The organism is Massilia putida, assembly GCF_001941825.1.
Taxonomy (GTDB): Bacteria; Pseudomonadota; Gammaproteobacteria; order Burkholderiales; family Burkholderiaceae_D; genus Telluria; species Telluria putida.
In genome coordinates this window covers 5,092,206-5,117,258 of record NZ_CP019038.1, presented here as the reverse complement: position 1 = coordinate 5,117,258, position 25,053 = coordinate 5,092,206, and the positions used below count along the sequence as shown (strand labels likewise).

The 25,053-nt window shown below is 64.9% G+C and carries 23 protein-coding genes and 1 other RNA gene; 8 read left to right on the top strand and 16 right to left on the bottom strand.

What is annotated here, in order from left to right; all coding sequences use genetic code 11:
• Position 1: 1 nt before the first annotated feature.
• Genes ftsW through mraZ form a run of 9 tightly spaced genes read right to left on the bottom strand, consistent with a single transcriptional unit; the run spans position 2 to position 10,254 of the window.
• Positions 2–1,219, bottom strand: a complete 1,218-nt coding sequence (gene ftsW / locus BVG12_RS24970) for a putative lipid II flippase FtsW (protein ID WP_075794741.1) — start codon at positions 1,217–1,219, stop codon at positions 2–4.
• Positions 1,219–2,727 (bottom strand): UDP-N-acetylmuramoyl-L-alanine--D-glutamate ligase, encoded by a 1,509-nt coding sequence (gene murD / locus BVG12_RS24965; RefSeq protein WP_075794740.1) that lies wholly within the window; start codon positions 2,725–2,727, stop codon positions 1,219–1,221. Before murD ends, ftsW begins: the two co-directional genes overlap by 1 nt.
• Position 2,728: 1 nt before the next feature.
• A complete protein-coding gene (mraY, locus tag BVG12_RS24960; RefSeq protein WP_075794739.1) occupies positions 2,729–3,898 on the bottom strand; it encodes a phospho-N-acetylmuramoyl-pentapeptide-transferase in 1,170 nt (389 codons plus the stop codon).
• Between the two features lie 4 nt (positions 3,899–3,902).
• Entirely contained in the window at positions 3,903–5,273 is a 1,371-nt protein-coding gene (locus BVG12_RS24955; RefSeq protein ID WP_075796550.1) for a UDP-N-acetylmuramoyl-tripeptide--D-alanyl-D-alanine ligase, read from the bottom strand.
• 2 nt (positions 5,274–5,275) lie between these two features.
• Positions 5,276–6,808, bottom strand: a complete 1,533-nt coding sequence (locus BVG12_RS24950) for a UDP-N-acetylmuramoyl-L-alanyl-D-glutamate--2,6-diaminopimelate ligase (protein WP_075794738.1) — start codon at positions 6,806–6,808, stop codon at positions 5,276–5,278.
• The gene (locus BVG12_RS24945) at positions 6,808–8,577 is read right to left on the bottom strand and encodes a peptidoglycan D,D-transpeptidase FtsI family protein (RefSeq protein WP_075794737.1); all 1,770 of its coding nucleotides are present in this window, start codon (positions 8,575–8,577) and stop codon (positions 6,808–6,810) included. Before BVG12_RS24945 ends, BVG12_RS24950 begins: the two co-directional genes overlap by 1 nt.
• The gene (gene ftsL, locus BVG12_RS24940) at positions 8,574–8,846 is read right to left on the bottom strand and encodes a cell division protein FtsL (RefSeq protein ID WP_075794736.1); all 273 of its coding nucleotides are present in this window, start codon (positions 8,844–8,846) and stop codon (positions 8,574–8,576) included. The genes BVG12_RS24945 and ftsL overlap by 4 nt, the downstream gene beginning before the upstream one ends.
• A complete protein-coding gene (gene rsmH, locus BVG12_RS24935) occupies positions 8,843–9,817 on the bottom strand; it encodes a 16S rRNA (cytosine(1402)-N(4))-methyltransferase RsmH (protein WP_075794735.1) in 975 nt (324 codons plus the stop codon). Before rsmH ends, ftsL begins: the two co-directional genes overlap by 4 nt.
• A gap of 8 nt (positions 9,818–9,825) precedes the next feature.
• On the bottom strand, positions 9,826–10,254 hold the full coding sequence (gene mraZ / locus BVG12_RS24930; RefSeq protein WP_036229930.1) for a division/cell wall cluster transcriptional repressor MraZ: 429 nt from the start codon (positions 10,252–10,254) through the stop codon (positions 9,826–9,828).
• A gap of 473 nt (positions 10,255–10,727) precedes the next feature.
• On the opposite strand from mraZ, the gene BVG12_RS24925 reads away from it, so the two are divergent.
• On the top strand, positions 10,728–11,678 hold the full coding sequence (locus tag BVG12_RS24925; RefSeq protein WP_075794734.1) for an AAA family ATPase: 951 nt from the start codon (positions 10,728–10,730) through the stop codon (positions 11,676–11,678).
• A 73-nt stretch (positions 11,679–11,751) separates the two neighbouring features.
• Here the strand turns inward: BVG12_RS24925 and BVG12_RS35690 are convergent, their stop codons facing one another.
• Positions 11,752–13,455, bottom strand: a complete 1,704-nt coding sequence (locus tag BVG12_RS35690) for a methyl-accepting chemotaxis protein (protein WP_075794733.1) — start codon at positions 13,453–13,455, stop codon at positions 11,752–11,754.
• 182 nt (positions 13,456–13,637) lie between these two features.
• Positions 13,638–14,027 carry a hypothetical protein gene (locus tag BVG12_RS24915; protein ID WP_075794732.1) on the bottom strand — a complete coding sequence of 130 codons (390 nt, stop codon included), beginning with the start codon at positions 14,025–14,027 and terminating at the stop codon, positions 13,638–13,640.
• Between the two features lie 237 nt (positions 14,028–14,264).
• Here BVG12_RS24915 and BVG12_RS24910 point away from each other — a divergent pair, with 237 nt between their 5' ends.
• A complete protein-coding gene (locus BVG12_RS24910) occupies positions 14,265–14,810 on the top strand; it encodes a YcxB family protein (protein ID WP_075794731.1) in 546 nt (181 codons plus the stop codon).
• Positions 14,811–14,820: 10 nt separating this feature from the next.
• Here BVG12_RS24910 and BVG12_RS24905 read toward each other — a convergent pair whose 3' ends face one another.
• The 3 genes from BVG12_RS24905 to rnpB form a co-directional block, all read right to left on the bottom strand.
• On the bottom strand, positions 14,821–15,324 hold the full coding sequence (locus BVG12_RS24905) for a hypothetical protein (protein ID WP_075794730.1): 504 nt from the start codon (positions 15,322–15,324) through the stop codon (positions 14,821–14,823).
• Positions 15,325–15,401: 77 nt separating this feature from the next.
• Positions 15,402–16,895, bottom strand: a complete 1,494-nt coding sequence (gene glpK, locus BVG12_RS24900) for a glycerol kinase GlpK (protein ID WP_075794729.1) — start codon at positions 16,893–16,895, stop codon at positions 15,402–15,404.
• A gap of 30 nt (positions 16,896–16,925) precedes the next feature.
• Positions 16,926–17,265, bottom strand: an RNA gene (gene rnpB / locus BVG12_RS24895) — RNase P RNA component class A.
• Positions 17,266–17,437: 172 nt separating this feature from the next.
• Here rnpB and BVG12_RS24890 point away from each other — a divergent pair.
• Entirely contained in the window at positions 17,438–17,950 is a 513-nt protein-coding gene (locus BVG12_RS24890; RefSeq protein WP_156895731.1) for a hypothetical protein, read from the top strand.
• A gap of 123 nt (positions 17,951–18,073) precedes the next feature.
• Positions 18,074–19,774 (top strand): thiamine pyrophosphate-binding protein, encoded by a 1,701-nt coding sequence (locus BVG12_RS24885; protein WP_075794727.1) that lies wholly within the window; start codon positions 18,074–18,076, stop codon positions 19,772–19,774.
• On the opposite strand, the gene BVG12_RS24880 is transcribed toward BVG12_RS24885, so the two are convergent.
• A complete protein-coding gene (locus tag BVG12_RS24880; RefSeq protein WP_075794726.1) occupies positions 19,775–20,476 on the bottom strand; it encodes a YjjG family noncanonical pyrimidine nucleotidase in 702 nt (233 codons plus the stop codon).
• Between the two features lie 62 nt (positions 20,477–20,538).
• The gene (locus BVG12_RS24875) at positions 20,539–20,784 is read right to left on the bottom strand and encodes a hypothetical protein (RefSeq protein WP_156895730.1); all 246 of its coding nucleotides are present in this window, start codon (positions 20,782–20,784) and stop codon (positions 20,539–20,541) included.
• A 168-nt stretch (positions 20,785–20,952) separates the two neighbouring features.
• Between BVG12_RS24875 and ftsY the strand changes: the two genes are divergently transcribed.
• The 4 genes from ftsY (at position 20,953) to rpoH (ending at position 25,026) form a co-directional block, all read left to right on the top strand.
• Positions 20,953–22,098, top strand: coding sequence for a signal recognition particle-docking protein FtsY (gene ftsY, locus BVG12_RS24870; RefSeq protein WP_075794724.1), 1,146 nt, complete (start codon positions 20,953–20,955; stop codon positions 22,096–22,098).
• Positions 22,099–22,106: 8 nt separating this feature from the next.
• Positions 22,107–22,772 carry a cell division ATP-binding protein FtsE gene (locus BVG12_RS24865; protein WP_075794723.1) on the top strand — a complete coding sequence of 222 codons (666 nt, stop codon included), beginning with the start codon at positions 22,107–22,109 and terminating at the stop codon, positions 22,770–22,772.
• Positions 22,769–23,689: a permease-like cell division protein FtsX gene (gene ftsX / locus BVG12_RS24860; protein WP_075794722.1), complete on the top strand. Its 921-nt coding sequence runs from the start codon at positions 22,769–22,771 to the stop codon at positions 23,687–23,689. The genes BVG12_RS24865 and ftsX overlap by 4 nt, the downstream gene beginning before the upstream one ends.
• A gap of 446 nt (positions 23,690–24,135) precedes the next feature.
• A complete protein-coding gene (rpoH, locus tag BVG12_RS24855; RefSeq protein ID WP_075794721.1) occupies positions 24,136–25,026 on the top strand; it encodes an RNA polymerase sigma factor RpoH in 891 nt (296 codons plus the stop codon).
• Positions 25,027–25,053 lie beyond the last annotated feature (27 nt).

Here is a 25,053-nt window from a genome sequence, read left to right as displayed (position 1 = left end):
GTCACTGCCGGCCTCCCCGCATGCGGACGCGGTTTTCGTAATCGATGCGCAGCAGGATAGCGAGGCCCACGCAGTTGAACAGCACGCCGGAACCGCCGTAGCTCATCAGCGGCAACGTCAGGCCCTTGGTGGGCAGCAGGCCCAGGTTCACGCCCATGTTGATGAACACCTGCACGCCGATCCAGATGCCGATGCCTTTCGCGGCGAGGCCGGCGAAGTGCTGTTCCAATGCGATGGCCTGGCGGCCGATGTCGAAGGCGCGCTTGACGAGCCAGTAGAACAGGCCGATCACGACGAGCACGCCGGCCAGGCCCAGCTCTTCGCCGATGACGGCCATGATGAAATCGGTGTGCGCTTCCGGCAGGTAGTGCAGCTTCTCGATGCTGCCGCCCAGGCCCACGCCGAAGATCTCGCCGCGGCCGAACGCGATCAGCGAGTGCGTCAGCTGGTACGCCTTGTCCAGCGCATTGCCCTCTTCCCACGGGTTCATGTACGCGAACATGCGCGCGCGGCGGAACGGCGACAGCGCGATGATGGTCGAGAACACGAGTACGAGAACGGCGCCGATGCCGCCGAACCAGATCATGTTGAAGCCGCCCAGGAACAGGATGCCCATCGAGATGCAGACGACGACACCGAACGCGCCGAGGTCGGGTTCCAGCATCAGCAGGGCACCGACCAGGCCCATCGCGGCGGCCATCGGCATGAAGCCCTTCGTCAGCTTGTGCATGAACTGCTGCTTGCGCACCGTGAAGTCGGCCGCGTACAGCACGGACACCACCTTCATGATCTCGGACGGCTGCAGGTTGAAGATCTTCAGCGACAGCCAGCGGCGCGCACCGTTGACGGACGTGCCCACGCCCGGCACCAGCACGAGCGCCAGCAGCACGAGCGTGGCGACGAACATCAGCGGCGCGAACCGCTGCCACGTCGCGACGGAAATGCGGAACACGAACAGGCCGGCCACCATCGAGATCGAGATGAACATGGCCTGGCGCACCAGGAAGTAGTTGTTCTTGCCGGCCAGGTAGGCGAACTTGGGCGAATCCGGCAGCGCGATGGACGCCGAGTACACCATCACCATCCCGAACAGCATCATCAGGATCACGACCCAGACGAGCGGTTGGTCGTACTCCATCATGCGCGACGGCCGTGCGCGCGTCGCGATCGTCGCGTCGCCCGATGAACCGCCGAACTTGAAGGGAATCTGGAACGCCATCAGAGCTCCTGTCCCTTCTCGAGCGCGATGTCGCGCACCGCGTCGACGAAGACCTGGGCGCGGTGCGCGTAGTTCGTGAACATGTCGAGGCTCGCGCACGCGGGCGACAGCAGCACGACGTCACCGGATTTGGCGAGACCGCTGGCGCGGCGCACGGCTTCAGGCAGGCCGGGCAGGTCGAAGCACGGCACGCCGGAGGGTTCGAGCGCGGCACGGATGGCGGGACCGTCGCGGCCGATCAGCAGCACGGCGCGCACGTAGCGCGAGCACGGGCCCGCGAGCGGACTGAAATCCTGGCCTTTGCCGTCGCCGCCGGCGATCAGGAGAATCTGGCGGTCCGTCTCGCCGAACGTTTTACCGAGACCTTCCAGCGCGGCGACGGTGGCGCCGACGTTGGTGCCCTTCGAGTCGTCGTAGTACTCGACGTTGTCGATGCTGGTGATGAGTTCCACGCGGTGCGGCTCGCCCTGGTAGTCGCGCAGGCCGTGCAGCAGCGGCGCGAGCGGCAGGCCCACGGCGCGGCACAGCGCCAGCGCGGCCAGCGCGTTGGAGGCATTGTGCAGGCCGCGGATGCGCAGCGCGTCGGCCGGCATCAGGCGGTTGATCGTGATCTCGACCGGCTCCGCGACTTCGTTCTTCTTTTTCTTTTTCTCGGGTTCTTCGGCCGGATTCGCATTCGCCAGCCACAGCACGCCCCGTTCGTTCACGAGGCCGAAGCTGCCCGGCGCATCCGGCTCGCCGGTGCCGAACGTGGTGACGGTGGCGCCCGGCGCCGTCATGCCCATCACGACGGCGTCGTCGCGGTTCAGCACACGCACCGTGCCGCCGCCGAAGATGCGGGCCTTGTCCGCGGCATAGGCGGCCATGCTGCTGTGCCAGTCGAGGTGGTCCTGCGTGATGTTCAGGACAGTGGCCGCGTCCGGATTCAGGCTGTACGTCGTGTGCAGCTGGAAGCTGGAGAGTTCCAGCACCCACGCCTGCGGCAGCTCGTCGGCGTTGATCACTTCGCGCAGCACGTCCAGCGCCGCGGGGCTGATATTGCCGGCGACCTTCGTCGTGAGGCCGGCGCGGCGGCACAGCAGGCCGGTGAGGCTCGTGACCGTCGTCTTGCCGTTCGTGCCCGTGATGGCGATGACTTTGGGGGCGTAGCCCTGCTGCGCCTTGAGCGCGGCCAGGGCCTGCGCGAACAGCTCGATCTCGCCCCACAGCGGCACGTGGCGCTCGGCAGCTGCCGGTGCGATCTCCGCCAGTTCGCGGTTCGGCGCGAGGCCGGGGCTGACGGCGACGAAGTCGACACCGTCCAGCAGGCCGGCGCCGAACGGGCCGGCGACGAAGTCCGCATCCGGCACCTTTGCGCGCAATGCAGCCAGGCGCGCAGCGGGTTGGCTCGATTCGGCGCGGGTGTCGGCCACGCGCACGCGGGCGCCGCACCGTGCGAGCCACAGCGCCATCGCCAGGCCCGATTCGCCGAGCCCCAGTACCAGTGCGGTTTTGCCGTCGTAGTTCATATCAGCGCAGTTTGAGGGTAGAGATGCCGATCAACACCAGGATCATCGTCACGATCCAGAAACGCACGACGACCTTGGTCTCTTTCCAGCCCTTCTGTTCGAAATGGTGGTGCAGCGGCGCCATCAGGAACACGCGCCGTCCCTGGCCGTACTTCTTCTTCGTGTACTTGAACCAGCTGACCTGGATGATCACGGACAGCGTCTCGGCGACGAACACGCCGCCCATGATGAACAGGACGATCTCCTGGCGCACGATGACGGCGATGGTGCCGAGCGCGCCGCCCAGCGCCAGCGCGCCCACGTCGCCCATGAACATCTGCGCGGGGTGCGCGTTATACCAGAGGAAGGCCAGGCCCGCGCCGGCCATCGCGCCGCAGAAGATCAAGAGTTCGCCGGCGCCCGGGATGTGCGGGATGAACAGGTATCTCGAATACGTCGCGTTACCGGTCAGGTAGGCGAACAGGCCCAGCGCGCCGCCCACCATCACGGTCGGCATGATGGCGAGGCCGTCCAGGCCATCGGTGAAGTTGACGGCGTTCGACGCGCCCACGATCACGCAATACGTCAATGCGATGAAGCCCCACACGCCCAGCGGATAGCTGATGGTCTTGAAGAACGGGACGATCAGGTCGGCCTTCGGCGGCAGGTCCATCGAGAAGCCAGACTGCACCCACGCGAAGAACAGCTGCCACACTTCCCACGGCGTCGCGGCGGACACGGAGAACGCGAGGTACAGCGAGGAGGTGATGCCGATCAGCGACATCCAGAAGTATTTTTCACCCGAGCGCATGCCCTCGGGGTCCTTGTAGACGACCTTGCGGTAGTCGTCGACCCAGCCGATGGCGCCGAAGCCGAGCGTCACGACGAGCACGGGCCAGATCAGGCGGTTCGACAGGTCGCACCACAGCAGGGTCGACACGCCGATGGCGATCAGCACGAGCACGCCGCCCATGGTCGGGGTGCCGTGCTTGGACAGGTGGGTCTGCGGACCGTACGTGCGCACGGCCTGGCCGACCTTCATCGCGGTGAGCTTGCGGATCACGGCCGGGCCGCACAGCATGCCGATGCTGATGGCGGTGATGGTCGCGAACACGGCACGGAACGTGATGTAGTTAAAAACGCGCAGCGGACCGACGTAGTCCTGAAAATATTGTGCGAGCCAAAGCAGCATAAGTCTAGTGGGCTTCCTTGCCAGTGTTGGTTGATGCGGTCAGGTGTTGGACCACGCGTTCCATCTTCATGAAGCGCGAGCCCTTCACCAACACAGTTGCGTCAGATTTGCTGCCCAGTTTTTGATCCAGTGCTGCCAATAATTCGTCGAACTGCTCGTGGTGTTGCGCTCCCGATCCGACCATGTGGCGAGCCAGATCGCCGGTCGCGAGCACGGTGTCGATGCCGCGACTTGCGGCATACGCACCGATTTCCTGGTGAAACTCAGGTCCCTGCGTGCCAACCTCGCCCATGTCACCGAGCACGAGGATGCGCGGCGACGGATATTGCGCGAGCACGTCGATGGCGGCGCGCACGGAATCGGGGTTGGCGTTGTAGCTGTCGTCGATGACGGTGGCGCCGCTCAAAGCCTGCTTGCGCTGCAGGCGGCCGCTGACGGGCGCGAAGGCTTCCAGGCCGCGCACGATGGCGTCGGCGGGGATGCCCGCCGCGAGTGCGCAGGCGGTGGCGGCCAGCGCGTTGCGGACGTTGTGGACGCCGGCGGCGGCGAGATTGACCGTGAAACGTTCGACACCGGCGACGACCGCGAGTTCGCTGCCGAAGTCGGTCGTCGTGTATGCCGCACGCACGTCGCACGCGTCGCTCAGGCCGAAAGTGATGACCTTGTGTGCTCCGGCCAGTTCGCGCCACAGGTCCGTGTACTCGTCATCGCCCGGGAACACGGCCACGCCATCCGGCGGCAGCGCCTGCAGCACGGCGCCGTTCTCGCGCGCCACCGCTTCCACGGTGTGCATGAATTCCTGGTGCTCGCGCTGGGCGTTGTTGACGAGGGCGACGGTCGGCTCGGCGATGGCGGCCAGGCGGGCGATCTCGCCGGGGTGGTTCATGCCCAGCTCCACGACGGCGGCCTGGTGCGCCTCCGTCAGGCGCGTCACGGTCAGCGGCACGCCGATCTCGTTGTTCAGGTTACCCTGCGTGGCCAGGCGCGCGTCCGCACCGAATGCGGCCGCGAGGATCGCGGCGATCATTTCCTTGACCGTCGTCTTGCCGTTGCTGCCGGTGACGCCGATGACGGGAATGGCGAAACGGCGGCGCCAGAAGTTACCGATGCGGCCCAGCGCGACCAGCGTGTCCGGCACGACGATGGCCGGCAGCGGATAATTCTCCGGCAGCTTCTCCACGACGACACCCGCCACCGGATTGCCGGCCAGCTGGCCGAGGAAATCGTGGGCATCGAAGCGCTCGCCGCGCAGGGCGACGAACAACGAGCCCGGCACCGCCTGCCGGCTGTCGGTCGACACGCCCTGGAAATAGGCGTCGCGCGTGACGTGCGCGCCGGCGATCGATGCTGCGATTTGTTCCAGCGAACCACGAATCATCAAACAGTCCTCATCATCGTCAGCCGCGCGGTCAGGGCAAGCGCCGCGTGGTCGGCATCGGAAAACGGCATCTTCCGGCCTTTGATTTCCTGGTACGGCTCGTGGCCCTTCCCCGCCAGCAGGATCACGTCCGGCTTGGCGGCATGCTTCACGGCCGACAGGATCGCGGCGGCGCGGTCCTCGATGGCCTGGTACGTCGACGTCGGGTGGCGCGGGTCCATGCCGGCCACGATCTGGTCGATGATGGCGCGCGGATCCTCGCTGCGCGGGTTGTCGCTCGTGACGAGCACGTGCTCCGCCATCTGCGCGATACGGCCCATCTGCGGACGCTTGCCCGGATCGCGGTCGCCGCCGCAGCCGAACACGCACCACAACCGGCCGCCACGCTCGTGCGCGACCTGGCGCAGCGCCTCCAGCGTCTTTTCCAGCGCGTCCGGCGTGTGGGCGTAATCGATCACGACCATCGGCGCATCCTGGCCGCCGATCTGCTGCATGCGGCCCGGGGCCGGCACGAGCGCCTCGATCGCGTCGAGCGCGGCGCGCAACGCCACGCCCTTCGCCAGCAGCGTGCCCAGCACCGCGAGGGCATTGCTTGCGTTGAAGTGGCCCACCATGTGCGTGCGCACGACGGCACTGCCGTACGGCGACTCGATATGGAATTCGCTGCCGTTCGGACGGCTGCGCAGGCTCGAAGCGCGCAGCACGGCCACGCCGTCCAGTACCGGTTGTTCGTGCACGGTGCGCAGCGTGTAGCCGATGACGGCGACGTCCTGCCGCGCATCGCGCAGGTGCTGCGCGATGCGCACGCCCGCTTGGTCGTCCAGGTTGACGACGGCGGTTTTCAGGCCGGGCCAGTCGAACAGCCGGCGCTTGGCGGCCTCGTAGGCGGACATGTCGCCGTGATAGTCGAGGTGGTCGCGCGTGAGGTTCGTGAAGACGGCCACGTCGAAGTGCATGCCGGCCGTGCGGTTCTCCACGAGGCCGATCGACGACACTTCGATGGCGAGCGACGTCGCGCCCGCATCGCGCAGCCTGGCCAGTTCCGTCGCCAGCAGCACGGCGTCCGGCGTCGTGTAGCCGGTCGCGTCGAATTCCGGCTCGGCGCGGCCGCGCACGAAGCCCACGCCCAGGGTGCCGATGACGGCACTGGTCTCGCCGAGCGTGGCCAGCGCCTGCGCCGTCCACAGCGCGCACGACGTCTTGCCGTTCGTGCCCGTGACGCCGACGGTGAACATGCCGGCATCCGGCGCGCCGTAGTAGGCGTGCGCGATCGGGCCGGCGTTCTGCTTCAGGTCCTGCACGGCCAGGTGCGGGACGGCGAGCGACCCGTCGAAAGCGAAATCGCGTCCTTCGTACACGACCGCGGCGGCACCGTTCTCGACGGCGGAGGGAATGAAACGGCGGCCGTCGGCGGCTTCGCCCGGATAGGCGAAGAACACGTCGCCGTGGCGCACGCGGCGCGAGTCGGAAACGAGACGGCCGCCTGGTGCGGCGGCCCGAATCCAATCGATGATGTTCGGCGTCTCGGCCATCAATTGCTCTCCTCGAGAGGATGTTCCGGGATGATGATGTCGGTGACCGATGAATCGGGCGGTATGTTCTCGGCCCGCATCGCATTCGCCGCGAGTGTCGCGAACGTCGGCGCCGCCACCGCGCCGCCGGTGTGGAACGGCCCGGAGGGATCGTCGATCATCACGGCGATGACGAAGCGCGGATTGCTCATCGGCGCGATGCCGACGAAGGAACCGACGTAGTGCGTCTGCGAATAGCGGCCGTTGATGACTTTCTGCGCCGTGCCGGTCTTGCCGCCGATGCGGTAACCCGCGACCTGCGCCTGCGGCGCCGTGCCCTGCGGGCTCACGACCGATTCGACCATCGTGCGGACCTGGGCCGCGACTTTCGGCGAGATGATCTGCTGGCCGACCGGCTTTTCGGTGACCTTCTGGAACGACAGCGGGATGATGTCGCCGTCGCGCGCGAAGATCATCCAGGCGCGCGCCAGCTGCAGCAGCGACATCGAAATGCCCTGGCCGAACGACATGTTGGCCTTGGCCACGATCGGCCAGGATTTGTAGGGACGCAGACGGCCGGCCGTGGCGCCGGGGAAGCCGAAGCGCGGCGCCTGGCCGAAGCCGACCTTGGTGAACATCTCCCACATGTCCTGGGCCGACAACAATTCCGAAATCTTGGTCGTACCGATGTTCGACGACTTCTGGATGATCGTACTGACATCGATGACGCCGTGCGGGTGCGTGTCGCGGATCGTGTGGCCGCCGGTCTGGTAGCGGCCGTTGCCGGTGTCGAACAGCGTGGTCGGCTTGATCAGGCCCCTGTCCAGCGCCAGCGCGACGGTGAACGGTTTCAGCGTCGAACCCGGTTCGAACGTGTCGGTGATGACGCGGTTGCGCAGCTGCTCGCCCGTCAGGTGCGAGCGGTCGTTCGGGTTATAGGTCGGCCAGTTGGTGAGCGCCAGCACCTCGCCCGTGTGCACGTCCAGCACGATGGCGGCGCCCGCCTTGGCGTGGAACTTCTCGACGGCGTCCTTGACGCTGTTGAAGGCGATGTACTGCAGCTTGGAGTCGACCGACAGGGTCAGATCCTTGCCGTCGTGCGGTTCGCGCGACAGGCCCACGTCCTCGACGATGCGGCCCAGGCGGTCCTTGATCACGCGCCGGCTGCCGGTCTGGCCGACGAGGTTCTTCTGCTGCGCGAGTTCGATGCCTTCCTGGCCGACGTCTTCCACGTTCGTGAAGCCGACGATGTGCGCCATCACCTCGCCCTGCGGGTAATAGCGCTTGTATTCCTTGCGGGTGTCGAGGCCGTCGATGCCGAGCTTTTCGATCTTGGCGATGACGTCCATCTCGACCTGGCGCTTCAGGTAGACGAAGGTGCGGTCGGAATCGAGCTTCTTCAGCAGCTCGGCCTCCGGCAGGTCGAGCAGCTGCGCCAGTTCGCGCAGCTTGGGACGCGGCGAATTCAGCACGTCCTCGGGGATCGCCCACACGGCCTTCACGGGCAGCGACGACGCGAGCACGATGCCGTTGCGGTCGAAGATCTTGCCGCGCGTGGCCGGCAGTTCGAGCGTGCGCTCGTAGCGGCTCGCGCCCTGCTTTTGCAGGAACTGGTTGGAGACGCCCTGCAGCCACAGCGCGCGCCCGGCCAGCGCGAGGAAGGCGGCGAACAGCACGAACAGGACGACGCGCGAACGCCAGTCCGGCAGGCGCACGGCCAGCACGGGACTCTTGGAAAACGCCACGCCCTTGGCGGCGGCGACGCGGGATCCGTTGGTGCCGGCCTTCATTTGCCGCCTTCCGTCAAGTATTGGGTACGCGCCGGGCTCAAAGGCGCCATGTTCAGCTCCGAGCGCGCGATCTGTTCGATGCGTTCGTTCTTGCCGAGCGTGGACTGGTCGAGCTGGAGCTGGGCCCAGTCGACCTCGAGCTGGCGCTGCTGCTGCACCAGCCTTTCCTGGTCGATGAACAGGTGGCGGGCCTGATAGCGCGCGTTCACGACCGACAGCGCGCAGCCAACCAGCAGCGTGGTCAGCACGACGTTGATCTTACCGCTCATACGGCATCCCCCGCGGCGCGCGCGCCCAGGCGCTCGGCCACGCGCAGCACCGCAGAACGGGCGCGCGGATTGGCCTCGACTTCCACGTCGGAGGGTTTCGTCTTGCTGATCAACTTCATCAAGGGCTGGGGCAGATCGACGGCACGAATCGGCAGCCGGCGATCCGGCTGCTCGACGTTGGCTTTGGACGCGAGGAACTGCTTGACCATGCGGTCTTCCAGCGAATGGAAGCTGATCACGGACAGGCGCCCGCCGGGCGCCAGCAGTTCAAAAGCCGCGTTCAAACCTGCTTCAAGGTCCTCAAGCTCTTGATTGATGAAAATCCGGATAGCCTGAAAGGTGCGGGTTGCCGGATCCTTACCTTTCTCCCGGGTTTTGACCGCGTTTGCCACGATTGCGGCAAGCTGTCGTGTGCTTGAAATTGGTTCGACTGCCCGGCGAGCAACAATCGCCTTTGCAATCTGAAAAGCAAACCGTTCTTCCCCATAATCGCGAATCACCTTTTCCAGTTGTCTCTCCGGCACCTCGGCCAGCCATGCGGCGGCGGAGATGCCCCGTGTCGTATCCATCCGCATGTCCAGAGGACCGTCGTTGCGGAAGCTGAAGCCCCGGCTCGCGTCGTCCACCTGGGGCGAGGAGATGCCCAGGTCCAGCAGGATGCCGTCGACCTGGTGCACGCCCCGTGCCCCCAACGCTTCGCGCATCGTCGCGAAGCTGTCGTGCACGATCGAAAAGCGCGGATCGTTCATCTGCCCGGCCGTCGCGATCGCCTGGGGATCCTTGTCGAAACCGATCAGGCGCCCCTCGGGCGCCAGTTTCGACAGGATCAGCCGGCTATGACCGCCGCGGCCGAACGTGCCATCTATATACGTACCCGCAGCGCGCCCGCCTTCGAGGGCAAGGGCATCGACTGCTTCATCCAACAGCACCGTACGATGCTGCAAACCGGGCACCGGCTGAGTCACATTCATGCGGCGCCTTAGAAGGAGAAGTTGGAAAGGACATCGGGCATGCCGCCCGCGACGGCTTGGGCCTCGTTTTCTGCCAGCTTGGCGGCGTCCCAGATCTCGAAATGGGTCCCCATCCCGAGCATCATCACTTCCTTCTCCAAACCAACTGCATTGCGCAGCTCGGGCGAAATGAGCACCCGACCCGCGCCGTCCATCTCGACATCGCAGGCGTTCCCCAGGAAAATGCGTTGCCACGCCCGTGCCGACATCGGCCAGGCGGCGATCTGTTCGCGATGTTCTTCCCACACCGGGCGCGGGAAGAACAACAGGCAACCATGCGGGTGCTTCGTGAGCGTCATACGGCCTTCACATTGCTGCATCAAGGCGTCGCGATGCTTGGCCGGTATTGACATCCGTCCTTTAGCATCGAGATTGATCGCTGACGCGCCCTGAAACACGTTGTACCTAGTTTTGGAGAGTTATCAGTCTGATTATTTTTAGGCGCCGGGAGACCCACCGATCTCCCACAAAACTGCACTTTTTGCCACCGTTTCCCACTTTAGAGGAAGCGTTGTCTGTGGTCAAGCGAATTCACGTTTGAAAAACGCGAAAATTGCCAATGAAACCAATGACTTAGCGAACTTACTTGACGGAAGCTCAAGTAAAAATGTTGAGCAAAATTAGGCACTTAGGTAAAAGAATGCATGTGCAACCTCATCTGCACACATGTGTTTTACCTTTGATGAACGATATGTGCTGACTATCGGTAAGTTGCCTTATTGCAACATGCCCAGCACGACAGGAAATTGCGAAGCAATGCCGGGCGGGTTAGGATGAAGGCGAGGCGATCACCCGGCCGTTTCGGCTCACTTGGCGGTTTTCGGGGAGCCGGCATTATAAGTGAGTCCGTACTACCGTGCAGGAGAACGCCATGAGCATCACATTGGCCCGCAGCCGCGCTGTGTATGACCTCAACGAGGTTCAGGGCGCGCTCGACCGCAGCCGCGGACGTTCGCCCGAGCTCGAAGCCTTCTATGAACGCATGCTCGAGACCGGTGCCGAACGTTTCGTCACCACGCCCTCTTCCATCGACGCGCTCGATCCGCTGTTCGACGAATGTCCCAATTTCGACGAAGTGCTGGACGACCTGGCGCGCTACCTGCGCCTGGCCCATGCCGGCGACAAGGGTTTCAACGTCATGCCGATCCTGCTGCTGGGCGGCCCGGGCGTGGGCAAGACCCATTTCGCCAAGCGCCTGGCCAAAGTCATGCAGACCGACTGCGAACTGATCAGCATGAACGCCCTGTCGGCCGGTTTCGTCATCACGGGCAGCTCCGCCAGCTGGCGCGGCGCCAAGTGCGGCAAGGTGGCCGAACGCCTCGTGCGCGGGCAATTCGCGAATCCGGTGATCGTGCTGGACGAGGTGGAAAAGGCATCGGGCTCCTCGCAATCCGACCCGCTCGCGGCACTCTATCAACTGCTGGAACCGGAAACGGCCAGCGCCTTCCGCGACGAGTTCATCGATGTCGACATCGACGCCTCGCAGATCTTCTGGGTGCTCACGGCAAATTCCACCGAAGGCATCCCGCACCCGCTGCTGAACCGGATGGCCGTCTACGAAGTGCCGGCGCCGACACCCGAACAGGCGGCCGGCATCGCCCAGCGCATGTATGCCGGGCTGCTGCGCGAACTGAACCTGACCGCGTTCGATCCTTTGCTGGGCGACGTGGTGCTGGACAAGCTCGCGGGCGTCTCGCCGCGCGATTTGCGCAAGACCTTATTGGATGGGCTCGGCTACGCGGTCGCGGACGGGCGCGCGCACGTGATGGCTGGCGATATCCGGCTCAAGCCGACGCCGGGCAAGGGGCGCATCGGGTTCTAGCCGAGCGAGCGCAGGCGCGGCGCCGCCATCACATCCTGGCGAGCGGCGAACGCCTGGCCGCTTGAAAAGCCGGTCAGAACTCTTCCCACTCGTCGCCGCTGCCGGCGCTCGCCAGACGCTTGACCCGCAACGGCTCGGCCGGCGCCCATGCCGGTGCCGCCGCCGCAGGCTTCTTTTTCAACGGCGCGACGTTCGTCCTGGGTAGCGCTACCCGAGCGACCCGGGCCTGCGAACCGTCAAGCCGGAACACGGCCACCGTCTGCGACAGCTTGGCCGCCTGCTCCCGCAGCGATTCGGACGCGGCGGCCGCCTCTTCCACCAGCGCGGCGTTCTGCTGCGTGGTCTGGTCCATCTGCGAAATCGCAAGCTGCACCTGGCCGATGCCCTCGGTCTGCTCCTGGCTGGCCGCGCTGATCTCGCCCATGATGTCCGTCACCCGCTTGATGCTCTCGACGACTTCGCGCATCGTCGTGCCGGCCTGGTTCACGAGGTTGCTGCCCGCGTCCGCCTTTGCCACGGAGTTGTCGATCAACGCCTTGATTTCCTTCGCGGCAGCCGCGCTGCGCTGGGCCAGGCTGCGCACTTCGGACGCGACGACGGCAAAGCCCCTTCCCTGCTCGCCCGCGCGCGCCGCTTCGACGGCCGCATTCAGTGCCAGGATATTGGTCTGGAAGGCGATGCCGTCGATGACGGCGATGATGTCGACGATCTTGCGCGCCGATTCGTTGATCGCGCCCATGGTGTCGACCACTTCCGACATCACCGTCCCGCCTTTCGCCGCCACTTCCGATGCGGACACGGCGAACCGGTTCGCCTGGCGCGCATTGTCCGCGTTCTGTCTCACGGTCGACGTCAACTCTTCCATCGACGACGCCGTTTCTTCCAGCGAGGACGCCTGCTCCTCCGTGCGCGAGGACAGGTCGGCGTTGCCGGTCGCGATCTGCTGCGAGGCGGCCGCGATGGTGTCGGTGCCGCTGCGCACTTCGCCGACGATCCTGACCAGCGCCTCGTTCATGTCGCGCAACGCTTGTAACAGCTGGCCGGTCTCATCCTCCGAATGCACGTCGATCCTGGCGGTCAGGTCGCCCGTGGCCACGGTGCGCGCCACATCCACCGCCTGCCGGAGCGGTCCCGTGATCGAGCGCGTGATCCAGACGGCCACGACCACACCGAGCACAAGCGCCAATGCCGCCAGGCCCGTCAGCCACGCGACCGTCGACCGATAGGTTTCCTCGGCACGGTGGCCGCTGTCGATGACGCGCTCGTCCTGAAACTTGATCAATTCCCGGACGGCGTCGAAATAGGTGCGCTGGTCCTTGCGGATCTGCGTCAGCAGGAAGGTTGTGGCTTCCTGTTTTTTGCCGGCATCCATCATTTCGAGAAAGGTCTGTTGCGCCGCACGGTACAGCTCCCTGGCGTCCTGCACGGCTTTCAGCTTGACCTTGCCCTCATCGGATTTGATCAGGACCGCCAGTTTGTCGAGATTGGCGGAGTTTTCCTTTCGGTTCTGGAGCACGGTCTGCCGTTCCCGCGCCAGGTCTTCCGGATTATCCGACAGGAGCATATTGCGCATGGCGCGGGCATTGCGGTTCACCACATCAAGGCTTTCGTACGCCAATATCGTCTTGGGATAATCCTCATCGACGATTCTGGTCGTACCGTCATTCAATAGCCGCAAGCTGGCAATACCGAACCAAATACATGCCGTCAGCAGGAAGAGCAACAGCGCAAAAGCCCCGCCCAGTCGAGTACCGATTTTCCAGTTTTTGATATTCATTCCGTTTCCATTGTCCGAGACCGAGATTGATGAATATGTTTCGCAGCAGGGTAAAACATCCAGCAGCTTACGTGATTGCATCAAGGCATTGTTTGACCTCAGTCCATGACGCTTTCACTAGTGTCTTCGACTGATATCGATGTCATCCGGAAATAATTCTACATGAAATGCAAGACTTCATTTCATGCACGACAACGAAATATTGACTGAGTGGCTGCCACCATGTCCTCGGCGCGCAGATAATTCACGAGCTCGTCGCGTTCGAACGAACCGTCCCAATCTTTTTCGCCGAGCAATTGGGGCAATGCGATATTCGTCAGCAAGGCGTGGAATTTATCCTTGATGAGTTGCGGGCGGATATCCTTGATACGCACCCGGGATACCTTGCGCGATAAATCGACGACGATCCCGAACAACACCCAGTCGAGCTGCACCAGCAGCATGCTGGCCGACTGGATCGCGCGCGGCGCGATACTGGCTTCGTACAGGCGCACGACCGACGATTGCCGGGCGCCGGCATCGCCGTCGTCGCCGATCAATTCGTCCGGCCACCAGGCCAATACCTGGTTCAACAGGCATTCGAAATCGGCATTTTCAGGAAGGGTGATTTGCCCGACAAACATAAAGGGAGGGCGTCGCGCTGGATACCCGTGGTGATTAAGAGGAAATGGCCTTACCCGGCAGTATATCGATCAAAGTGAACGAAAAGCTCTCACAATTTCACAATGCTTGAAATAACGTGTTTGCCACTATTGCAATAGACGCCCCGGCATCCATATGGCCGACAAAGTTCACGCTGGAGAGTCCCCATGTTCGGTACCGGCCACCCGCGCCCGCTGCATCGCAAGGCAGTCGCAATGCACGTGCTGCGGCAGGAAGAACGGCGCCCGGACAGCCACACGCTGACGGTCGACGTGCCGGACAAACCCGCCGCCGCGCCGCCCGCCGCGCAGTCGATCCGTTTCGACGCGGTCTACAGCTTGTCCGAATACCTGGGCTTCCTGCGCGACCATCTGTCGTTCACGCTGCGCCGCGCATCGCCGCCGGTGCGACTGCGCCGGATCACGATACCGCTGGCCTGCGCCTGCATCACGCTGATCGGTATTCCGGTCTTCCTCGTCAAGAAGCGCCGCATGCCGCACTGCGCCTTCCGCATCGACGGCGACGGCATCGAACGCAGCACGCGTGCCGGCACGCTGGTGCGCAGCTGGGCGGACATCCGAGGCGTGCGACGCTACCGCCGCGGATTTCTGGTGATGTATGACCGCGGGGCGATGCCGATTCCGTTGCGGTGCCTGAACCGCGAGCAGGAAGCCGCGTTCCGCCGCCTGGCATCGAAAGCCGGCAGCGCGTGAGCATGGCGCCTCACTCGTCCACCTTCGCATCCTCGCTCTTGGCCGCCGCCATTGCCTCGGGCTCGAGCTCCTCGGCCGCCTTGTTCAGGCGGATGAACACGCCCCAGCCGGACAGCAGCACGCCGGCCGCGATCAGCACGGACGCCGCGTGCGGCAGCAGTTCCGGTTCCTCGTGCAAGGCCTTGAACGTCCCGACCAGGCCTTCGATCGACAGCGCGACCACGACGACGACCATGAAACGCGACAGATAGCGGCGCACGCGCGTGGGCGCGCTGATGTGGGCGTCGCGCACGACTTCTTCCTCGGTGATGGTCTGGGCGATCTGCAGCGAGACGACGGCGATGGCCAGCAGGCCGATCGCCTCGATGGCCATCTCGGCGCTCTCGTCGGGGTCGGCGCCGACGGCTTTCCACCCGGTCTGCACGGCCAGTACCGTGATCAGCACGGACACGAGCACGAACAAAATCCCGAGCAGCGCGTGCGCGGTGGAAAAGAAACCCTTCATGAATTTCAAGGCGCCTCCGGTCGCAACAAATCGACGATGTCGAACGATTGTGCCCGATCCGCCCAGGCGCGGCCGCACGCGAGGCTTTAGCGATGGTCCGGCGCGGCCCACGCGCGCGCATGCGCGACCGCGCGCGACCAGCGCGCCATCATCTCCGCGCGGCGCGCGGCCGGCAGTTGCGGCTCGAACCGGCGCTCGCTGCGCCACTGCGCGGCGATCTCCTCGCGCGACGACCAGAAGCCGACGGCCAGGCCGGCCAGGTACGCGGCGCCGAGGGCCGTCGTCTCCGTCACCTGCGGACGCACGACGGGCACGCCCAGCAAGTCGGCCTGGAATTGCATCAGCAAGTCGTTGCGCGCGGCGCCGCCGTCGGCGCGCACCTCATGCACGGCGCAGTCGGCGTCCTTCTGCATGGCGGCGAGCAGTTCCGCGCTCTGGTAGGCGATGGCGTCGACGGCGGCGCGCGCGATGTGGGCGGCCGTCGTCCCGCGCGTCATGCCGACGATGGTGCCGCGCGCATAGGCATCCCAATGCGGCGCGCCGAGGCCGACGAACGCCGGCACGAGCATCACGCCGCCGCTGTCCGGCACCGACAAGGCCAGCGCTTCGACGTCGGACGATTGCTTGATGATGCCCAGGCCGTCGCGCAGCCACTGCACGGTGGCGCCGCCCATGAACACGCTGCCTTCGAGCAGGTAATCGGTGTGCGTCCCGATGGTCCAGCCGACGGTGGCCAGCAGGCGGTTGCGCGACTGCGGCGGGACGCTGCCCGCGTGCATCAGCATGAAACAGCCGGTGCCGTACGTATTCTTGACCATGCCGCGCTGGTGGCAGGCCTGGCCGAACGTGGCGGCCTGCTGGTCGCCCGCGATGCCCGCGATGGGAATGGCGCGCCCGAACCAGGTGGCGTCGGTGTCGGCGACGATGCCGGAACTGGGCACGACTTCCGGCAGCATCGAGGCCGGCACGCCGAACAGCGACAACAGTTCCGGGTCCCAGCGCAGGCTGTTGATATTGAAGAGCATCGTGCGCGCCGCGTTGCTCGCGTCCGTGACGTGGCGTCCCGTCAGCTTATACGTGAGCCAGCTGTCGACGGTGCCGAACGCCAGTTCTCCCCGCTCCGCGCGCGCACGTGCGCCCGGCACGTGCGTGAGCAGCCATTGCAGCTTGGTCGCGGAAAAATAGGCATCCAGTTCGAGGCCCGTCTTGCGCCCGATGAGGCTGGCCTTCCCGGCCGCGCGCAGCCCGTCGCAGATCTCGGCCGTGCGCCGGTCCTGCCAGACGATGGCGTGGCACAGCGGCTCTCCCGTGCGGCGGTCCCACACGACCGTCGTCTCGCGCTGGTTCGTGATGCCGATGGCGGCCACCTCGCCGGCGTCGGCGCCGGCCTCCAGCAGGACCTGGCGCGCGCAGGCGAGCTGGCTGCTCCAGATGTCGAGCGGGTCGTGCTCGACCCAGCCGGGCTGCGGAAAATGCTGGGGATATTCCTGCTGGGCGATGCGCACGACCTGGCCCTGGCGGTCGAACAGGATGGCGCGCGAACTGGTGGTGCCCTGGTCGAGGGCGAGGATGTAACGCATCGTCGTCGAGCTCCCCGGGCCGTGAATTTTGTGTAAAGCAGGCCGATAGGCCGGATTCTGTGTAACGCCCTTGCGGACGCTATGACAGCCATTCCTCTAGGCGCCGAATTACTCCGGCGCTCAAGCTTCCTACCCGCACGCTCCGCGAGCAACCTCAACGCGTGCCTATTTGGAATTGCTCCAGGTGGAGGTTACCGCGTTTCACCGTAACTTAATACGCTCGTCTCTGTGGCCCTATTCCTCGCCTTATACCCGGCTTGCGCCAGGCTTTCGGCGGACGGCCGTTAACCGTCACCCCGCTCTATGGAGTCCGGACCTTCCTCCCGCCCACGACCTTGCGGCGTGGACCAGCGGCTGTCTGGCCTGCTTCACCGGCAGCATTGTACCCGATAGGGGCCTCGGTCACACCCATCCGTGGGCGCGCGCTGGACTTAACGAAAATTTTCCTTAGATATCAGTCCCTTACTTCGGATATAAACAGCATACCTATCACTGACGGAGCGCACTGCTCATACAACGCATCCACCAACACAAAGGCAAAAATGACATCTTCTTCCCCCCTCGGCCACGCCGCCACCGTAGCAACCTTCGTCGCCGAGCTCACCACCGCGATTTCATTCGCCGGAGCTGCCGCCTTGTACGCGTATAACACATGGTGGCTGCCCGGCCACACCAAGGTGTCCGCGTATATCGTGCAAAGCACGGCCGACACGTTCTCTGTCTACGTCGCGAACGAAGGCGGTACCGACGTGGTCGTACGCTCGCTCGGCATTCAGTCCGAAGGACTGGACGGCATGGTCTTCAAGGCCAAGCTGCCCAGCGGCGGCCAGATGGTCGAACACGGCAAATCAGCCCTCGTCGCGTCCGCGCCATCGCACCTGAACGCGGCGGTGAAGGTCGATCCCGACATCGTTCCCAAACAGCCCCCAGGTACCGTCATCAATACGACCAAATGCTCGGCACGGCTGCAATACGTCGACAGCAAGGGACGGACAGGCAAGATGGCGCTGCCGTTCGACTGCTACGCGGCCTCGATCATCCCGCAGGAAGAGTAACCGCCACCATCGGTCCATGCGCGAGGCCGGCGTTTTTGAAATTTGATGTCGCCATTTCAAAAGCCGGCCTGCCCGCACTCCCCTAGAATGCCCGGATTCCATCGTGATAAGGATGACCTCACCATGACGCACCCCTCCCGCAGCGGCGGCCAGATCCTGGTCGATGCGCTCCAGGTCCACGGCGTGGACACCGCCTTCGGCGTGCCCGGCGAAAGCTACCTCGACGTGCTCGACGCGCTGCACGACTCGAACATCCGCTTCGTCATCAACCGCCAGGAAGGCGGCGCGGCGTTCATGGCCGAGGCCTACGGCAAGCTGACCGGCAAGCCCGGCATCTGCTTCGTCACCCGCGGTCCGGGCGCCACCAACGCATCCATCGGCGTGCACACGGCGTACCAGGATTCGACGCCGATGATCCTGTTCATCGGCCAGGTCGGCACGGACTTCATGGACCGCGAAGCCTTCCAGGAAATCGACTACCGCCGCATGTACGGCCAGATGGCCAAATGGGTCGCGCAGATCGACCGCGCCGAGCGCATCCCCGAATACATGGCGCGCGCGTTCCAGGTCGCGACGAGCGGCCGTCCGGGGCCCGTCGTCCTCGCGCTGCCGGAAGACATGCTCGTGGCGCGCGCCGAAGTGGCGGACACGCGCCGCTACCAGCCCACGCAGGGTGCGCCGTCGGCCTCACAAATCGATCGGCTCCGGACCATGCTGGCGCAAGCGAAAAAACCGCTGCTGCTGCTGGGCGGCGGCACGTGGACGGACCAGGCGTGCGCCGACGTACGGAAATTCGCCGAGGCGAATGCCCTGCCCGTCGCCTGCGCGTTCCGCTTCCAGGACCTGCTGGACAACGAACATCCGCACTATGTGGGCGACGTCGGCATCGGCATCAATCCGAAGCTGGCTGCACGCGTGAAGGAGGCCGACGTCCTGATCGCGTTCGGCCCGCGCCTGGGCGAGATGACGACGAGCGGCTACTCGCTGCTGGAATCGCCCGTGCCGCGCCAGCGCCTCGTGCACATCCACCCGGATCCGGAAGAACTGGGCAGCGTGTACCAGGCCGAATTGATGATCGCGAGCGGCGCGCCGCAGGCCGCAAGCATGCTGGCGGCGATGGAACCGGTCGATGCGGCGGCGTGGCGCCACACGGTGGAAGAAGCGAAGGCCGAGCTGCGCGCGTGGCAGGAACAACCGCCGATCTTCAAGGACGGCACCGCGCCGCTCGACCTGTGGCAGATGATGCAGGACCTGCAGGCGGCCCTGCCGCGCGACACGATCATCACGAACGGCGCCGGCAACTACGCGACGTGGGCGCACCGGTTCTGGCGCTACGGTGCCATGCGCACGCAGCTGGCACCGACGAGCGGCGCGATGGGGTATGCGGTGCCGGCCGGCGTCGCGGCCAAGATCGTGCGGCCGGAACGCACGGTCGTCACCTTTGCCGGCGACGGCGAATTCATGATGACGGGCCAGGAGCTGGCGACGGCCGTGCAATACGGCGCCGGCGTCATCTTCCTGGTCTTCAACAACGGCATGTTCGGCACCATCCGCATGCACCAGGAGCGCACGTATCCGGGCCGCGTGTCGGGCACGCAGCTGCACAATCCGGATTTCGCACAGCTTTCCAAGGCCTACGGCGGCCACGGCGAAGCGGTCGAGACGACGGCCGATTTCGGCCCGGCCCTGGCGCGCGCCGTCGAGTTCACGCGCACGCATAAGCTGCCGGCGCTGATCGAGCTGCGCTACGACGGCAACCTGATCACGCCGGGCGCCACGCTGGACACCATCCGCCGCAACGCGCAGGCCGCCAAGGCCAGCTGATCAGGCAGCGACGAGGCCGCGCAGGGCGGGGACGACGTCGTGCAGGCGCTCCACTTCGAACGTGGGGAGCGCCTGCGTGTCGTTGGCGAGGCGGCCGGGATTGAACCAGCAGCTTTCGATGCCGAACCGGTTCGCGCCGAGGATGTCGGCGTCGAGCCGGTCGCCGACGATGACCGTCTCCGCATGCGCGAACGCGCGCGCCATCTTGACCGTGTAGTCGAAGAAGCGGTTGTCCGGCTTGGCGTGGCCGCACGCTTCGGACGTGGCCACGAACGACACGTGGTCGCGCAGACCCGAACTGGCGATGCGGCGGTGCTGGATGTGCTCGACGCCGTTGGTGATGATGCCCACTTCGCCGATGGCGGCCAGCGTCTCGCACAATTCGCGCGCGCCGTCGATGAGGACGACGGTGTCCGACAACGATTCGAGGTACAGGCGGCTGGCCGCGTCCGGGTCAAGGTCGAGCCCGGTTTCGTGGAACGTCCTGCGGAAGCGTTCCACTTTCAGGAAATCCTTCGCGACGGCGCCCGTCTCGAAACTTTTCCAGAGTGCCATGTTGATGGCCTGGTAGCGGGCGAACAAGCCCTCAGGGAGCGCGTCCAGGCCCAGCGCACGCATCGTGCGGTCGAACGACAGTTGTTCGGAGGCTTTGAAATCGAGCAGGGTGTCGTCGAGGTCGAAAAGAAAAAGGCGGTGTTTCATGGCGCTTGCCGGCTGTACCGGCAACGATGTCCTTCGGAATGACAGGATACCAGTGACGCCAATTACATGCCGAAATTACCGTCGAGCCCGAGTTCGGCCGGCCACGGCACGGGCGCGTCGAAGGCGCTGGCCGGACTGGAAGGATGGGTGAGGAACATGGCGACGAGGGCGATGAACAGCCACACGACGACATTGCGCAGCGAGGCTGCCGAGCTGCCCACCACATGATCGCCGGCGATGAGCCTCTTGAGAAACCTGGAAACGTTCACGATCATCCCTTGGTGACGCGTGTATTTATGGATGTTCATAATTTACACCCGCTAGGCACTAATTTCCAGCACGAGGATTCGGATTGGTATTGTTGAGCTGTATTCTAGCCACAATATGGCAGAGCGGACGCACGCCAGGCAACCGCGCCCGCTCTGGTAGAATACGCGCGACCCTTTCCGGCACACCGCCGCCCTCCCGAATACACAATGTTTAGTTTCTTCAAAAAGAAAAAACCTGAAGCCGAGACGCCGGCTGCGGTCGAACCCGCGGTACCCGCACCGGTCGCCGACGCGCAACCTGAAGCGCCGGCCGAGCAGCCGGGTTTCCTGCGCCGCCTGTTCGGCGCCAACGAGGAAGCGCCGGCGGCGCCCGCAGCCGAGGCGCCCGCCCCGGCCGGCTACGAAGGCCAGCTGTTCCCCGAAACGGCCGAACGCCCTGTCAGCGAAGCGGAAGCGAAGCGCTCCTGGATGTCGCGCCTGAAGGCCGGCCTCGCCAAGACGTCGAGCAATCTGTCGCTGCTGTTCGTCGGCGCGCGCATCGACGAAGACCTGTACGAGGAACTCGAATCCGCCCTGCTGATGTCGGACGCCGGCATGGACGCGACGCAGTTCCTGCTGGACAACTTGCGGCGCAAGGTCAAGGAAGACAAGCTGCTGGACGCCGCTGCCGTCAAGGTGGCGTTGAAGAGTCTGCTGGTCGACCTGCTGCGTCCGCTGGAAAAGCCGCTCGAACTGGGCCGCCATGAGCCGCTCGTCATGATGATCGCGGGCGTCAACGGCGCCGGCAAGACGACCACCATCGGCAAGCTGGCCAAGCACATGCAGCACCACGAGCAATCCGTGCTGCTGGCCGCCGGCGACACGTTCCGCGCCGCCGCGCGCGAGCAATTGATGGTCTGGGGCCAGAGAAACAACGTCACCGTGATCTCGCAACAGTCCGGCGACCCGGCCGCCGTCGCGTTCGACGCCGTCCAGTCGGGCAAGGCGCGCGGCGTGGACGTGGTCATGGTCGACACGGCCGGCCGCCTGCCGACGCAGCTGCACCTGATGGAAGAACTCAAGAAGATCAAGCGCGTGATCGGCAAGGGCATGGATGACGCGCCGCACGAAATCCTGCTCGTCATCGACGGCAACACGGGCCAGAACGCGCTCGCGCAGGTGAAGGCGTTCGACGACGCGCTGCAGCTGACCGGTCTCGTGATCACGAAGCTGGACGGCACCGCCAAGGGTGGCATCCTGGCCGCCATCGCACGCACCCGTCCGGTGCCGGTGTACTTCATCGGCGTGGGCGAAAAGCTGGAAGACCTGCAACCTTTCAGCGCCGACGAATTCGCCGAGGCGCTGCTGGGATAACACGCACGATGATCGAATTCCAGTCCGTCTCCAAGAAGTACTCGGATTCCGCCGACACGTTCGCGCTGTCCGGCGTATCGCTGAACATCGCCAAGGGCGAGCTGGTCTATCTGGCCGGGCCGTCCGGCGCCGGCAAGTCGACCCTGATGAAAATGGTCGCCGCCATCGAGCGTCCCACGTCCGGCCGGGTGATCGTGAACGGGCAGGACGTCGGCCGCATCCGCAAGGCCGGCGTCCCCTTCCTGCGCCGCAACCTCGGCCTGATCTTCCAGAACCAGCGCCTGCTGAACGACCGCCACATCCTGGCCAACGTGATGCTGCCGCTGATCGTCACCGGCGCGACGAAGGCGCAGGCCGAGCAACGCGCCCGCGCGGCGCTGGACAAGGTCGGCCTGCTCGATCGCGCCCTGGCGCTGCCGATGGAATTGTCCGGCGGCGAGCAGCAGCGCGTGGCGATCGCCCGCGCCATCGTCAACCGCCCGCAGATCATCCTGGCCGACGAACCGACGGCCAACCTCGACCGCGCCGCGGCCGACAAGGTCATCGACGCGCTGCACGCGTTTCATTCCGTGGGCGTGACCTGCGTCATCTCGACCCACGACGACCAGATCCTGGACAGCGCCGCGCGCGTGATCCGTCTCGAACACGGCCAGGTGACCGGAGGTGCCGCATGAACATCTGGTTCCGCCAGCACCGCTTCGCCCTCGGCGCCGCCCTGGCGCACGTGCGCAAGGCGCCGGGCAGCTTCCTGTTCAACGTGCTCGTCGTCGCCGTCGCGCTCGCCCTGCCGTTCGCGGGCGTCACCCTGCTCGACAATGTCCGGCCCCTGTCGGAAGAATTGTCCGTCGATCCGGAAATCAGCCTGTTCGTCAAGGCCGACACCCCGCGCGACCAGGCGCAGGCGCTCGCCCCGCAGCTGCAACGGATCCTGCGCGGCACCCATGCGAAAGTCAGCTTCGTGCCGCGCGAACAGGCGCTGGCCAGTCTCAAGCAAAAGAGCGGGCTGACCGACGTGATCGAAACGCTGGGCGACAACCCGTTGCCGGACAGCTATGTGATGAAGCTCGAAGGCTTCACCAGCCGCGCCGACGCCGCGCGCGTGGACGGCCTGGCCGACCAGATGCGCGCCCTGCCGGGCGTCGATTCCGTGCAGGTCGACTCGGCCTGGGTCAAGCGCCTGGCCGCCCTGCTGGGCGTACTGCGCCTGGCGCTGCTGCTGCTCGCGATCACGCTGGGCGTCGTCGTGATCGCCGTCGTGTTCAACACGATCCGCCTGCAGGTGCTAACGCAGCGCGAAGAAATCGCCGTCTCAAAACTGCTGGGCGCGACCGACAACTTCATCCACCGCCCGTTCTACTACACGGGTGCCCTGCTGGGCCTGTGCGCGGGCGCCGTGGCGCTGGGCGCCGTCGCGCTGGCGCTGCGTCCGCTGAACACGGCCATCGCCGAGTTCGCGCGCCTGTATGCGTCGGAATTCCAGCTGAATCCGCTGCCGCCGCTGGGCATGGCCGCCTTGCTGGCGATCAGCGCCGGACTCGGGCTGGTCGGCGCCATGTTGTCGGTGCAGAGGCATCTGGCGCGGCTGAACTGAGCCTTCGATTTTTGTAACGACCCGTGAACCCGTCCGCTGCTGGCCAGTCTAATCCGGCAGCGGACGCAAGGCATCCACCTACATGGCAACGTGCGCCAACAAACAGAAGGCGCATCACGGGTCGCATAACCTGTCTTCTACCAATCTCACATGATACGAACGTCACGTTTGAGACGCGTCAAGTGAACCACCCGTACCTGCTCTACAGTTGAGTCGAACCTATTTTTTGATTCCTGCGGGCAATACTTTAACGAAACTTAAACCCGTCTTCAGGGATATGGTGGCGCCTAGCACTCACCTCAAGAGAGTGCTAATATTACGTCAGACTATCGCGGGAAATGGTTTTGATAGCACCGTCAGCATCCCGACACACAGCCAGCCAGTGGCGCCTTCGGGGCTCTGGAGATGGCGAGACGATGCAGCAGCTTAAATCAGAGGGAGTGACTATGTCCGCACAATCCGCATTGGTCCCGGCCGGCAGTCGTGCTCTGGGGCTGGGCTTCAGTGGCAATCTCGGTAATATCGACGCCTATATCTCGGCAGTGAACCGCCTGCCGATGTTGACCCACGAGGAAGAAGTTTCGCTGGCAACGCGGCTGCAGGAAAAGAATGACCTGGATGCCGCCCAGAAACTGGTGATGTCGCACTTGCGCCTGGTCGTATCGATCGCGCGCGGCTACCTGGGCTATGGCCTGCCGCACGCCGACCTGATCCAGGAAGGCAATATCGGCCTGATGAAGGCAGTCAAGCGTTTCGACCCGAACCAGGGCGTACGCCTGGTGTCCTACGCCATGCACTGGATCAAGGCCGAGATGCACGAATACATCTTGAAGAACTGGCGTCTGGTCAAGGTTGCAACGACCAAGGCGCAGCGCAAGCTGTTCTTCAATCTGCGTAGCAACAAGCAGGGCCTGGACGCCATGTCGCCGCAGCAAGTCGACGATCTGGCGAAGATGCTCGACGTGAAGCGCGAAGAAGTGATCGAAATGGAAACGCGCCTGTCCGGCCGCGACATCGCGCTGGAAGCGCCGACCGACGACGAAGACGACAAGTTCTCGCCGATCGCCTATCTGTCGTCCGACCAGCAGGAACCGACCAAGGTCCTGGAAGGCGAAGAGAAAGTGCGCCTGCAGTCGGAAGGCCTGGAGACGGCCCTGTCGAAACTGGATCCGCGCTCGCGCCGCATCGTGGAAGCGCGCTGGCTGGCCAACGACGACGGCTCGGGCGCCACGCTGCATACGCTGGCCGAGGAATTCGGCGTATCGGCCGAGCGCATCCGCCAGATCGAATCGGCCGCGCTGAAAAAGATGAAAACCGCGCTGGCGGCTTACGTGTAAGCCATCCTGTCAGCCAACGACAACGGC